We start from the raw sequence: 13,000 nt of genomic DNA on the forward strand, positions 1-13,000 counted from the left end.
AAATATCATTAGTTTATAATTAAGTAGATGAAATTAGTAATAGTAGAATCGCCGGCAAAGGCAAAAACGATAAATAAATATTTAGGTGATGAGTTTAAGGTCATTGCATCATTCGGTCATATTAGAGATTTACCTTCTAAAAAAGATTCGGTATTACCTGATGAAAATTTTGCAATGAAATATGATATTTCCGATAAAGCCGGTAAATATGTAGATGCCATAGTTAAAGATGCTAAAAAAGCTGATGCAGTATATCTTGCAACCGATCCTGATCGTGAGGGTGAATCTATCTCATGGCATATTACAGAGGTAATAAAAGAAAAGAATCAAGTTAAATCCGATGATTTTTTCAAAAGGGTAGCATTTAACGAAATCACTAAAAAAGCAATTATTCATGCCGTTGAAAACCCTAGGAAACTTGACACTAACTTAGTAAATGCCCAACAAGCAAGAAGAGCTTTAGACTATTTAGTCGGTTTTACCCTTTCACCTCTTTTATGGCGTAAGTTACCGGGATGTAAATCAGCAGGACGTGTGCAGTCCGTGGCTCTGCGATTAATATGTGAGCGAGAAGATGAAATAGAGCGTTTTAAGTCAGAAGAATATTGGGATATTAGCCTTAAAATGCAAAATAGTAATAACGAACTATTTACTGCTAAATTGACTCACGTAAATGATCAGAAGTTAGAAAAATTCTCAATTATTAACGAAAAAAACGCCAAAGATTTAACCGAAAAATTAAAATCTCAAAAATTTCATGTTGATAAGATAGAAAAAAAACAACAAAAACGTCAACCACAACCTCCTTTTATTACTTCATCACTACAACAAGAAGCAGCGAGAAAATTAGGTTTTAGTGCTAAAAAGACTATGCAAATAGCACAAAAACTTTATGAGGGTGTTGATATAGGTAAGGAAACTATGGGGCTTATTACTTATATGAGAACCGACGGCGTTACATTATCAAATGATGCAATAGCAGATATACGTAAGTTAATCGATAAAAGTTACGGCGATAAATATTTACCGACTAGCCCTAGAATTTATAAATCCAAAGTAAAAAATGCTCAAGAAGCTCATGAAGCAATAAGACCCACAAATATTACTTATACTCCTGATAGCTTAAAAGAAAAGCTAGAAAAGGATTATTATAAGCTTTATGAGTTGATTTGGAAAAGAACTATAGCCTGCCAAATGGAAAATGTTATAATGGATTTGGTAGTTGCAAATTTAGCTTCGGAAAATAAAGAATATTTGGCAAAAGCAAACGGATCGACTATAGCCTTTGACGGATTTTACAAGGTTTATCGTGAAAGTGTGGACGATGAAGCTGAAGAAGAAAATAAAATGCTGCCGCCTTTAAAAAAACAAGAGCCGCTTAAAACTAAAGAAGTTATTCCAAATCAACATTTTACCGAACCGCCTCCAAGATATTCAGAAGCAAGTTTAGTGAAAAAACTTGAAGAGCTTGGGATCGGTCGTCCTTCGACCTATGCTAGTATTTTATCGGTTTTACAAGATCGAAAATATGTTGCTCTTGAGAAAAAACGATTTATACCTGAAGAGCTTGGACGTTTGGTAACGGTATTTTTAGTCGGTTTCTTCAAAAAATACGTTGAATATGATTTTACTGCAGGACTTGAAAACGAATTAGACGAAATAGCAGCCGGCAAACTTGAATGGAAAGCTGCTTTAAATAATTTTTGGAGCGGTTTTAACCATAATATTGAATCAGTAAACGAACAGAAAATAACCGAGATTATTAGCTATGTACAGAAAGCCCTTGATTATCACTTGTTCGGTGAGAATAAAGAATCTAAAGTTTGTCCTTCATGTAACACGGGCGAGCTTAGCTTAAAGCTTGGTAAGTTCGGAGCGTTTTTAGCATGTAGTAATTACCCTGAATGTACTTTTAGAAAATCTATTGTTAGTGGTAACGATAATAATGAGAATGAAGGCGAGCCTGCCGCTATGCCTAATGAGAATAAAGTTTTAGGTACGGATAAAGACGGAGTAGAAATATACCTGAAAAAAGGACCTTACGGACCTTATATTCAACTTGGCGAACAAGAAGGCAAAGTAAAGCCAAAACGTAGCCCTGTGCCTGCTAGCTTGAACCAAAATGATATTACACTTGATATAGCATTAAAGCTTCTAAGCTTACCGCTAAAAATAGGTATTCATAAAGATAGCGACGAGGAAATTATGATAGGATACGGTAAATTCGGTCCTTACATAAAATATATGGGTAAATTTATTTCGGTGCAAAAAAAATATGATTTTCTAAATTTAAGCTTAGATGATGCGATGAAGCTAATTGAAGAGAATAAAGCGAAATTAGAGAAGAAACAAGCATAAATGGTTTAGTGTCACCACGTGACTTGATCACAAGGTCTCAGGACACAGGCTGTAATACAAGATCCCGTAGTCAAGCCGCGGGATGACAATTAATAAAATTACTTATTTATGACAAAAGTTATAACACGATTTGCTCCATCACCGACCGGTATGTTACATGTCGGGAATATCAGGGCAGCATTGCTTAACTGGCTATATGCAAAGAAGCATAACGGACAGTTTATTTTAAGATTTGACGATACGGATTTAGAGCGTAGTAAACAGGAATATAAAGACGCTATCGAGGAAGATCTAAAATTTTTAAATATTAATTGGGATCAGACATTTAATCAATTAAGTCGTTTAAGTAGATATGATGAAATCAAAAATCTATTACTAGACAAAAAAAGATTATATGCCTGCTATGAGACTCCTGAAGAGCTAGAATTAAAGCGTAAATTTCAATTATCTAAAGGTTTACCACCGATTTATGATCGAGCTAGCTTAAATCTAACTGAAGAGCAAGCAAAGAAATATATAGGACAAGGAAGAAAACCGCATTATAGATTTTTGATAAATCATGAACCGATTAGCTGGCATGATATGATCAAAGGCGAAGTTAAATATGACGGCAAGGCTTTAAGCGACCCAATAGTAATAAGAGCAGACGGTAGTATGACCTATATGTTATGCTCAGTTATTGACGATATTGATTATGATATTACTCATATTATTAGGGGTGAAGATCACGTTAGCAATACCGCCATTCAAATTCAAATGTTTGAGGCTTTAAATACTACTCCTCCGACTTTTGGGCATTTAAGTTTAATAATCAATAAAGATGAGAAAATTTCTAAAAGAGTTGGAGGGTTTGAGATCGCAACTCTTAGAAAAGAAGTTGGAATCGAAGCTATGGCAATCGCTAGCTTTTTTAGTTTACTTGGTTCATCAGCACAAATCTTGCCTTATAAATCAATGGAAAAGCTAGCAAATCAATTTGAGATAAGTAGTTTCTCTAAAAGTCCAACTATCTATCAACCGGAAGATTTAGAAAGATTAAATCATAAATTACTTATAAGTTTAGATTTTGATACAGTAAAAGAACGCCTTAAAGAAATAGATGCCGAGTATATTGATGAAAATTTTTGGTTATCGGTAAGCCCTAACTTGCAAAAATTACGTGATGTAAAAGATTGGTGGGAAATTTGCCATCAAACTCCGAATGTAGAAAATCTAAATTTAGATAAGGAATATTTAAAGCAAGCAGCAGAATTATTACCGAAAGGTGAAATCACTAAAGATAGCTGGAGCATTTGGACCAAAGAAATAACAAATACAACAGGCAGGAAAGGTAAGGAGTTATTTTTACCTCTTCGTCTTGCTTTAACCGCCAGAGAATCAGGACCGGAAATTACAGGCGTTTTACCTTTGATTGATAGAGAAGAGATAATAAAGCGTTTAACTAGTGCGTGACTCTCTATGTCATTCCCGCTTTCGCGGGAATGACATAGAGAGTCACGCAACTCCTCGCAATGACGATTGAGTATGACAATATTTTAACTATAATACTCTATCATGTTAGTATTAATAGCACCAGCAAGCTCTGCTGTATCACCGTAAATATTATCGGCAATAAGAGAAACTATACCTGCTGTTCCTGCTACTAAACCTTCCACAGTTTCATAAGCTACATATCCTGCAGTTAGCCCTGCTTTTACTGTATTTTTTACACATTCGATAGAATCGGACGGCGAAATTAAAATTGCTCCTAAGGTAAAAGCACCAATAAGGACCGGAGGATTATAATAAGCAAAAGTTGCAAGGCTTACTACAGTTGCTTGAGCAAATGCAGATACAACAGAATAATTAGAGTTGTTCACATCAGAAACAAAACCTTGAATGGAACATACAGTTTTTGCACCGTTTTCTATCACATTAATAGCATGTTCCGTTGCTAATAGCATAACATTGTGAAATCTGTCGCAGCTTTGGTAGCATTTTGAAAATGAATTGTAGCACTGTCAAAGTAACTAGATGTTTTTTTTGAAGTTTGTGGCCCCGTATAGTTTTTTGTCATGATTTTTCCTCTTAAAATTAAATCGTGACGCAATTATAACTTAAATGTTGGGTTGTGTGTCAATAGATATTATTAATAAATAATTAAAAAATTAATGATACTTTAAGATAAAAAGAAGGTTTAGCTGTTAAAAAACTTTTTGATTTTTAGCTTATCTTCTTTAGACAAAGTAGGCTTGAACCTGTATATATCTTTTTTATTAGCACTTTCAGGTCTAAATTGAAACTCGCCTTTAATTGTGTTGATTTGTAACTATCTGATCAGGAGACCCACATTTAGGAAAATCATATTTTATAACTATGTCCCCGTTTCTAAGTCCAGATTTATAAACGTTACTATTTTCGTCAATATTTTTTATTGTATAATTATTTATTAAAGCATCTCTATCAAAACCACGATCATATGCCACCATTGTTACTTTCTCAATCGGCAGCACTTTAGAAACATTAGCTAAATCTATAGTTTTACCTTGTTCTATATATTCGTTTATCTCTTTATCTATGCCCTTTGGAACATAATTTTTAACTATTTTTTTAAAATAATCACTTGAAAATTCTTGTTCTTTTGAGGTTTTAAATAAATCAAGCATAACATTATCCAGCGATTTACTCTTATTAATTGTCCAATTGCCAATAATATGTTTCAATTAAATTATTAGGTTCAGGTTCATTTATAACAGGCGATAAATAATAATTCTCAAAGAATTTATTAAATTCTTCTACAAATTCCTCAAGCGTTATAACACTGGAACGTAAGGCTAAAACCCTGCTATAATAATCGGTAAATCCCTCACTCCACCAATAAATCGTTCTAAGTTATTACGTATTTTCTTCCCTGTCCAATTATGTAGACGTTCATGAGCAAGTAACATTATATAATCCTGTTTGTCCAAACCTTGAGGAATAAATGCAGTAAAACTATGAGTTACGCCCGTTACGCCCATATTTCTAGGTTGATTCCCCTCGATTAAACTTATTAGATAATAATGGAAATCATTATCATGGAAAAATGTTCTTTGTTCCTTGATAATTTTATTTATATAAGAAGCTATTTCTTCATCTTTAAGATCAAATTGACTATGTAACGAAAGATATACAGGATTTTTTTGATCGACAATTTTGTAAACACGTAAATCACCCGCTACATAAACTGCACTATATAATTCAATCGGCACAGCTTTAAATTTCACGCTTTTACCAAGACCATAATCTGATATTATTTTCCAGCTATCAGGAATATTATTCCATTCAATGTTAAACGCTACTATATCATAGATCACCGGGAGTAGCAAAAAGCCCATAACCCAGTGAATGAATTAAATTTTGTCTAATTATTGCTTCGTCGATATCACAAGGATTACCGGTTTTTTGATATATTTCGTAGCTTAAACGAATAATATTGATTTTTCCCGTATTTAAAATAGCTTCTTCATCCGAGTCTTGATTTCTAAACTGTAATTTCTAATAGGATATTCTAGCTTAACAGCTTAACATTTTTGATTTGCTTGTAATATGTAGCATTTGCCCATGCATAGGGTAAATCTAAAACAACCTCACCACTCATATTGCCGATTATTTCCGTCTCAACTTTGATAGCTGAAACAGACTTATTAGACAAAGGTGTTATTTTGTAATTTATCTGCCTATAAGTATTTGCGGATACTAGATTTGAAATTAGAATTATGAATATTATCAAAAAATTTTTTAGAAAGTACATTTACTCATGGATTTTAGGGATTATTTAGAGTGTTGTGCGACTCTCGATACCATCACTGCGTGGCATTGTTGCGTGGATACTGAGTCGTCATTGCGAGGGAAATTACGCAGTAATTGACGAAGCAATCTAGTTAAAAATTCTGATTTACAGAATTTTTATTATTTTTTATGGATTGCCACACCGCCTATATGACTGCTCGCAATGACGATATCTATGTAGGCATGTATTCTATTTAATTATTACTTCCTGACCATTAACCCATAAGCTTCTATGTCTTCAAGCCACTTAGCGTTTTCTATTAAATATGATTCTTAAAATTCGGCAAGTGTAGAGATCAGGTTCGCCTGTTAAATTTTTAAGCCCATCAAATAAAATGTCTAAAAAACCTATTTTATTCTTTTTACAATAATCTCCTACATCTTCAATATGCTTCGCACGATCATCAACAAATACAATAAAACTAGTATTTAGCTCTTCAGAATTTTGATAAAGTACCGCTTTTTGAGTGATTACCGGTTATAAATATACCTTTATAAAAAATAGCATCATCCTTTTGTCCTGAATTATAAATTGCTAATTTTTCATTATCTGAAAATTCGATACCCAGCTCTTTTAGTTCTTTATATCACCAATCTTCCATAGAAGGAATATTGCCGTATTAATTTGTATAAGACCATAAACCGGAAACTTTTCCTTGAGCTTGTTTATAACTTCTACCCACTCTTCGTCAATTAATATTACTTTTCGCTACAAACGCCAATTACTGATAATTTCCTCATAATTGTCATAACTACTTTTATTTTCCTTAATTCTATCAATTATTTGATTATAAGGCGGCTTCTTAAAAGTTTTTGATTTAGGAGTTATAAGTGTATAGTCAACATCAATAAATATAGATGCACGAGTAGGAGCATTTTTTATTATTAAATCATAAACTTTTTCGGCACTATCGGCAGTTTCAAAATCTTTCATATATACTACAAAGTAAAATGAAGAGTAGTGATACGAAGTTTAACTTGGAAAAGAGTAATCGGTCTATAAGCCGAGGAACAGAGCGTATATTAAACGTTCAGCATCCGAGGTCTTACAAAGACATTGTTGCTAATTTTTCAAGTGGGGCGAGTATCAAATTTAATATTAAGTTCTTCAGTTAAAATAGCCATTAATTCAAGCCCTGCTCTATTTATCCATTCGCCTTGTTCATAAAAAAAATGATAAGGACCGCTAACCGGCGACGACAACCAAATTTCTTTGGTGGCACTTTGTTTATTTATTACATATACCCCTTTATCAGTATCAAGGTTTAATATATCACCTTGTAAATCTACATCTATACTTGCTTCTTTATCCTGCTCTTCTATCTTTTCTGCTATATATGCAATTGTTGTCTCGGCTATTTTACTAAATTCACTATTATTCATGATAACATCCCTTAAGTAGATAAAAATATACGCAAATCAACTTCAAAAAGAGCAAGGAGTCTATAAGGCAAGGAGCGGAGCGTATACTTAATACGTGAGCACCACAGCTCTTATAAGACGACGTAGCCAATTTTTGAAGTTCATCGAGTAGATGGTTTTTCAGGATCAATTGCCGGCTCAGGTACTTTAATCAAACTTTTTCGATAAGTTTCAACAAATCTATTATGATCATTAAGATTGTTAGAAAAATTATGCCCGCCTTTACCGTCAACTACAAAAAATAATGCATCCGTTTTAGCAGATTTTACCACTGCTTCTAAAGATTTTAACGACGGACAAGAAATCGGGCCGGGTGGTAAACCTTTTATATAATAAGTATTATAGGGTAGTTCTTGCAATAAATCTTTTTTTGTTAAAGCTCTTGCTAATTTAAATTTTCCTTCAGTCAAAGCATATATAGTAGTCGAATCAGCTTGTAGCTTCATATTTTTCTTTAAACGATTAATGAACACTGCTGCTATAATAGGCTTTTCTGCATTTGAGCCGGCTTCTTTTTCAATTATTGAAGCTAGCGTTAATACCTCAAGTCTAGTTTTTAATGGAGAATCCGGTGCAAGATTTTGCATTACTTTATCTAAATTAGCAGACATTAAATTTCTCATGTGATCAATTATCTGCTCTTTTTGATCACCGTAAGAAAAAAAATACGTGGAAGGCATTAAAAAACCTTCAGGTATTATCCCTTTTATTTCTCCAAGTAATCGACTTTCTTCATTAATTTTCTTTATAACCTCACTAACTACCGTACCTTCTGGGACAATTATCTTGTGTATTATAGATTTACCGCTTGCTAATATTCTTAAAGTTTGCAGAGGCGATATATTACGAGTAAACACATATTCACCGCTTTTAAGAGGTCTTTTTATAGAATAAATTTTAGCAATTACCTCAAAAATTCTTGGATATTTGATTACTTCATTAGAATAAAGTTTTGTAACTATTTGATTTACGGATAATTTAGGTTCAATAATTATCGTTTTATTTTGAGTAAGATTACCCGGCACAAAAATATAAAATATACTAAAATTTAGCAAAGTAATAAATATAGTTAGAGATACTATAACTAAAAAAAGTTTAGTTTTTAATAGGTTGTTTAACATAATAACTATTATTTTTATAAGGCTTAGAAATATTAATAAAAAAAAAATTACCACGAAATATGGTTTTTTCTTGACATTTGAAATAACATATATTAAAACTAACTTTTTGTTAAATTTGAATTATATAGTTTTTACTAAATCAATCAATAGTTTTAATATTTGGTAATTAAAATATTAAAATTAGATGACTAATGAGCAACAAATTAATAACGCAAACCAATTTACTATAACAATAGTATACTCCTGTAAAATGAAAAGTTAGAATTTTTATTACAAACAAAAAATATAAATCTTTATTCATAGTTCATATTACTATACCGGCGTTAATACTACTGATCTTATAATGGGCATTATATATTATGATACAAGATCACAATACCGATCTAAAACACGAAGAACATACTGAAAGGTTAAAAGCTTTACAAAATAAGTTAGGAAACTTATCCGGTTTCTTGACAACAATGCGTTCTGATAACAATGAGGAATACAAAAAAATTTCCAATGATTTAAAAATTTTAATGAAACAAATTAATACTATAAGAAAAAACATGGAAATATATTTTTTTATTATATTAATATTAATGTTTATTATAATTCAGAAAATGTTGTGGACCACCGGTTTCAAGTACTAATCTTTCTCTTTTAACAACTTTATTTTAGGTTCTAAGAACTCCTGTTTAATAATTTCTGCAGCTATATAAGAAGGTACAGCGTCATCTCGATCACTTGATACAAGCAAATTTTCCAAGCTAAGCCTGTGTTCACGTACTTTTGTACACCTAGCTAGCTTGCCTTTAAATTCATCGTGTCTAAAACTTTCTGAATTTAGCTGTAATCGGTTTGATTTAAATCCTAATTGCTGCAAAATTTTTTGGCTTTCTATTACCTGTTTATAAGCTTTTTTAGAATTAAATAATAATTCTTGAAGCTTATTACTAATAAGATTAGCTCGGCAATTAAATTGGATAAATTCCGGAATTATTTCTTTATCGGCTATAATATTTATCAACGTAACATATTTTATTTTTATCAATAGCCTAATAATAAAAAAGCTTATAAGATTAACTTTATAAGCCACAATCATAGGAGTACCGGAAGCTGCTATCTCTAAAGTATTAGTACCGGATTTTGCTAAAGCTAAATCCGCAACAGCATAAGTTTTAAGTCTCTCACTTGAAAATAAATAATTAAACTTAACATCTTCTAGAAACGGTTTTATTATTGCCTCATGAGCAGGATTTGCAAGAGTAAATATAACTTTAAGATTATTACAACTCTTGAATATTTCTTCAATAGAAGAAACAAAAACCGATAAATGCCTTAGAATCTCACCCTTTCTACTACCAAGAGTAACACACAAAACTCTCTCATTCTCATCTATTTTAAACTCCTCACGTAAAGCTATTTTATCACTATAAAACTCTTGCTCCATAATCGGATGACCTATATATCTACAATCAAGACCGACTTTAGTAAAATATGGAGGTTCAAATGGTAGTAAAGCAAATAAACAGTCATAAATTTTAGCGTATTTTACTGCCCTACCCTCTTTATATGCCCAAACTGACGGTGCAACGATATGAATCATTTTCAGCTTTGGTAAAAGTTTCCTTACTCGCTTTGCCACACGATAAGTAAACCCTGGTGAATCTATAGTAATTAATAAATCAGCTTTACTATTTATTATATCCTCCACAGTTTTATCAATTAATTTTTTAAGCTTAAAAATATGAGGCAAAATTTCTACAAAACCCACTAAATTTATGGAAGTAATGGGAAATAAGCTTTTAAAGCTACCGGATTCCTCCATATATTTGTCACCAACACCAACAAACTGTACAGCGTCATTCACAAAGCTTGATACAGGTGAATTTAGTTGTACTACTGTATCGTTTTTTAAATGCTGAATTATACGACCACCTACAAAGTCTCCTGACACCTCACCAGCTATAAAGTAAATTTTTGTCATTAAAGATAGTTATTTTTTAAGGTTCTCAATTTCTGTTTGTAATCGCTTTATACTTTTTGTAACTTTGCCTTCTTGTATACCTTCTTGTTTACCTTTTTTCTTCCCCTCTTCTATTCCTTTTGCCATACCTTGTTCTCTACCTTTTTCTTCAGCAGAAACTATATAATCACGCTCTTTATAGCTTTTATTCATATAGGGACGATAAACTATTTGCTCTTTAGGAGTCATCTCAAGTATATCAAGACATTTTGCTACTTTCTTTATATATGGTAATTTAAAATCTTTCTTAACTTCAGAATGTTTTACTACATATAGCCATTCATCCAATTCATCTCTTATAACATCATTAAATAATGGTACTGATATTACAATATATTCTGGAAATGCATTATATAAATCAAATATTTTACCTCTCATATCTCCCAAAGAAAATTTCATAGGGTGTTTTTTATCAACTTCTCTAAAAATAGTCTTACCGTGATATATAAGGTGCTTTCATATTATCAAAAGGAAAATACAATAAATTAATATGAAATATTTTTTTATAGTAGAATAATCCTCGCTCTTAGAAATACTATCAACTATTAATCTACTAGAATTAAAACAAACTTTATGCATAAAAAGATTTGTATAGGATTTATCTATTTCTACTATATATTTATGCCCTTCTTCATCTTCCACAATAACATCTGCTACGCTAGATTTTAAGCTATCATTTTCTTTATTACTGCCACTTTCTAGTAGGGCTTTTATTTTAACAAAACTTATAACCAGCATCTTTAAAAATAGCCGAAATAAATCCCTAGACTATTTCATAATCCCCTTTATCTTTTAATAAATATTTTATAGCGTAAAACTTATTATAGTACTCATATCTTTTATCCTTAAATCATCTTAAATATATTGCAAAAAATGAAGACAGTATCAACATTCTCAAGATCGGCAATCGTGCGCGCTACTCTAAGTATTCGGTTATAAGCACGCATTGATAAACGAAATTTATTTGCCGCTTCATTCAGTAAATCTTTACCTTCATCCGCAGGCATAGCGTAATCTATTAACAACTGCCCATCTAATCTGTTATTTGTTTTAATATTATAGCCCTCATATCTCTTTTCTTGAATTAAACGTACTTTCTCGACTTTTGCAGCTATATATTCAGATTCTTCCTCAGAGTTATCTACAATCAAGTCATAATTATAAACATGAATATTAGATACTTCTATATGCAAATCAAATCTATCCATAATAGGTCCCGATACTTTCATTTGATAGTCGCTAGCACATTTTGGAGCTTTCATACATTCTTTATAAGAATCGCCTCAATAACCGCATTTACAAGGATTCATAGCTGCTATTAACTGGAAATTTGTATTTTATATGAGCATTTGATCGTGAGATTAGTATTTCACCGTTTTCAATATGCTGCCTTCATGCATCAATAACATGCTGTGGAAATTCAGGTAGTTTATCTAAAAATAATACTCCGTTATAAGCTAGCGTAATTTCCCCAGGCTTTACTTTTTTCCGACACCGCCACCGACCATAACGGCCAGTGAGCATGAATAATGTGGAGTTCTGCACGACCTTGCTTTGGTAAGTTTACCATCTAAAAATTTTCCTGCAATACTTGTAATCATGCTACATTCTAAAATTTCTTTTGTAGACATTTTAGGTAGTATACTGGGAAGACAGGCAGCAAATCTTGATTTACCGGTTCCGGGGGGACCGAACATTAAAAGGTTATGCCCACCTGATGCTGCAATTTCTAAAGCTCATTTAGCAATTTTCTGACCTTCTATATCTTTAAAATCGGGATAATTTATCGGCTCATCTTGTAGCTTAGCTTCCGGAGGAGTTAAAACTTGTGAACCTTTAAAATGATTTACTAGTCCAATTAAATTACCTGCAACAAGTATATTATCATTACCCGACCAAGCAACTTCTGAGCTGTTTTTACTTGAACAAATAAGACATTTACCTCTAACAGAAGCCCCAATCGCTGCAGGTAAAGCTCCTCTTACCGGTAAGATTGAACCGTCTAATGATAGCTCTCCTATTATCAAATATTCCGCAATTTCAAGTTCAGGTAAAATATTCATTGCGGTAAGTATCGCACAAGCAATCGCAAGATCGAAGTGGCTTCCTTCTTTTACTAAATCTGCCGGAGCTAAATTTATTAAAATCTTTTTAGTAGGTAGTGCAAGCCCTATAGAAGATAACGCTGCTTTAACTCGCTCTTTTGATTCAGCTATAGTTTTATCGGCAAGCCCTACTAGATGAAAATAACAATCTTATCTCAATTATTAATTGAAAACAT

The 13,000-nt window shown here is 32.1% G+C and carries 18 protein-coding genes and 2 pseudogenes; 3 read left to right on the forward strand and 17 right to left on the reverse strand.

Translation table 11 applies throughout. The features are described from left to right. Positions 1–27: 27 nt before the first annotated feature. Positions 28–2,358: a type I DNA topoisomerase gene (gene topA, locus AB4K15_RS03100; protein WP_032074077.1), complete on the forward strand. Its 2,331-nt coding sequence runs from the start codon at positions 28–30 to the stop codon at positions 2,356–2,358. 108 nt (positions 2,359–2,466) lie between these two features. Further along, positions 2,467–3,810, forward strand: a complete 1,344-nt coding sequence (gene gltX, locus AB4K15_RS03105; RefSeq protein WP_500224451.1) for a glutamate--tRNA ligase — start codon at positions 2,467–2,469, stop codon at positions 3,808–3,810. 83 nt (positions 3,811–3,893) lie between these two features. Here the strand turns inward: gltX and AB4K15_RS03110 are convergent, their stop codons facing one another. From AB4K15_RS03110 to mltG, 9 genes are all read right to left on the reverse strand, one after another. Next, complete coding sequence (locus AB4K15_RS03110; RefSeq protein ID WP_032074075.1) at positions 3,894–4,301, reverse strand: hypothetical protein; 408 nt, start codon at positions 4,299–4,301, stop codon at positions 3,894–3,896. Between the two features lie 345 nt (positions 4,302–4,646). Further along, positions 4,647–5,003, reverse strand: a complete 357-nt coding sequence (locus tag AB4K15_RS03115) for a hypothetical protein (RefSeq protein ID WP_500225686.1) — start codon at positions 5,001–5,003, stop codon at positions 4,647–4,649. A gap of 25 nt (positions 5,004–5,028) precedes the next feature. After that, a complete protein-coding gene (locus AB4K15_RS03120; protein WP_500224525.1) occupies positions 5,029–5,220 on the reverse strand; it encodes a M61 family metallopeptidase in 192 nt (63 codons plus the stop codon). Beyond that, a complete protein-coding gene (locus AB4K15_RS03125) occupies positions 5,172–5,693 on the reverse strand; it encodes a hypothetical protein (RefSeq protein ID WP_500224457.1) in 522 nt (173 codons plus the stop codon). Before AB4K15_RS03125 ends, AB4K15_RS03120 begins: the two co-directional genes overlap by 49 nt. Before the next feature lie 194 nt (positions 5,694–5,887). Then, positions 5,888–6,031, reverse strand: coding sequence for a hypothetical protein (locus tag AB4K15_RS03130; protein ID WP_500224458.1), 144 nt, complete (start codon positions 6,029–6,031; stop codon positions 5,888–5,890). Positions 6,032–6,415: 384 nt separating this feature from the next. Continuing rightward, positions 6,416–6,640: a DUF2608 domain-containing protein gene (locus tag AB4K15_RS03135; protein ID WP_500224527.1), complete on the reverse strand. Its 225-nt coding sequence runs from the start codon at positions 6,638–6,640 to the stop codon at positions 6,416–6,418. Between the two features lie 237 nt (positions 6,641–6,877). Further along, positions 6,878–7,102, reverse strand: a complete 225-nt coding sequence (locus AB4K15_RS03140) for a hypothetical protein (protein ID WP_500224459.1) — start codon at positions 7,100–7,102, stop codon at positions 6,878–6,880. 137 nt (positions 7,103–7,239) lie between these two features. Next, positions 7,240–7,551 (reverse strand): iron donor protein CyaY, encoded by a 312-nt coding sequence (cyaY, locus tag AB4K15_RS03145; protein WP_032074074.1) that lies wholly within the window; start codon positions 7,549–7,551, stop codon positions 7,240–7,242. Between the two features lie 140 nt (positions 7,552–7,691). After that, entirely contained in the window at positions 7,692–8,711 is a 1,020-nt protein-coding gene (gene mltG, locus AB4K15_RS03150) for an endolytic transglycosylase MltG (protein ID WP_032074073.1), read from the reverse strand. A gap of 359 nt (positions 8,712–9,070) precedes the next feature. Here mltG and AB4K15_RS03155 point away from each other — a divergent pair, with 359 nt between their 5' ends. Further along, on the forward strand, positions 9,071–9,343 hold the full coding sequence (locus tag AB4K15_RS03155; RefSeq protein WP_032074072.1) for a hypothetical protein: 273 nt from the start codon (positions 9,071–9,073) through the stop codon (positions 9,341–9,343). On the opposite strand, the gene lpxB is transcribed toward AB4K15_RS03155, so the two are convergent. From lpxB to AB4K15_RS03195, 8 genes and pseudogenes are all read right to left on the reverse strand, one after another. Beyond that, a complete protein-coding gene (gene lpxB / locus AB4K15_RS03160; RefSeq protein WP_032074071.1) occupies positions 9,340–10,680 on the reverse strand; it encodes a lipid-A-disaccharide synthase in 1,341 nt (446 codons plus the stop codon). The genes AB4K15_RS03155 and lpxB overlap by 4 nt on opposite strands. 9 nt (positions 10,681–10,689) lie before the next feature. Continuing rightward, positions 10,690–11,200: pseudogene (locus AB4K15_RS03165) on the reverse strand (RpnC/YadD family protein). Continuing rightward, a complete protein-coding gene (locus AB4K15_RS03170) occupies positions 11,176–11,361 on the reverse strand; it encodes a hypothetical protein (RefSeq protein ID WP_032074099.1) in 186 nt (61 codons plus the stop codon). Before AB4K15_RS03170 ends, AB4K15_RS03165 begins: the two are co-directional and overlap by 25 nt. Positions 11,362–11,564: 203 nt before the next feature. Then, positions 11,565–11,948 carry a magnesium chelatase subunit ChlI family protein gene (locus tag AB4K15_RS03175; protein ID WP_500224529.1) on the reverse strand — a complete coding sequence of 128 codons (384 nt, stop codon included), beginning with the start codon at positions 11,946–11,948 and terminating at the stop codon, positions 11,565–11,567. Continuing rightward, a pseudogene (locus tag AB4K15_RS03180) lies at positions 11,946–11,993 on the reverse strand (hypothetical protein); the annotation flags it as partial. The pseudogene AB4K15_RS03180 and the gene AB4K15_RS03175, both read right to left, overlap by 3 nt. A gap of 118 nt (positions 11,994–12,111) precedes the next feature. Then, entirely contained in the window at positions 12,112–12,243 is a 132-nt protein-coding gene (locus tag AB4K15_RS03185) for an ATP-binding protein (RefSeq protein WP_500224465.1), read from the reverse strand. Continuing rightward, positions 12,198–12,416, reverse strand: coding sequence for an ATP-binding protein (locus tag AB4K15_RS03190; protein WP_500224468.1), 219 nt, complete (start codon positions 12,414–12,416; stop codon positions 12,198–12,200). Before AB4K15_RS03190 ends, AB4K15_RS03185 begins: the two co-directional genes overlap by 46 nt. 39 nt (positions 12,417–12,455) lie before the next feature. After that, positions 12,456–12,935 carry a YifB family Mg chelatase-like AAA ATPase gene (locus AB4K15_RS03195; RefSeq protein ID WP_032074098.1) on the reverse strand — a complete coding sequence of 160 codons (480 nt, stop codon included), beginning with the start codon at positions 12,933–12,935 and terminating at the stop codon, positions 12,456–12,458. Between the last annotated feature and the right edge of the window lie 65 nt (positions 12,936–13,000).

The organism is Rickettsia aeschlimannii (assembly GCF_047973405.1).
Classification (GTDB): domain Bacteria; phylum Pseudomonadota; class Alphaproteobacteria; order Rickettsiales; family Rickettsiaceae; genus Rickettsia; species Rickettsia rickettsii.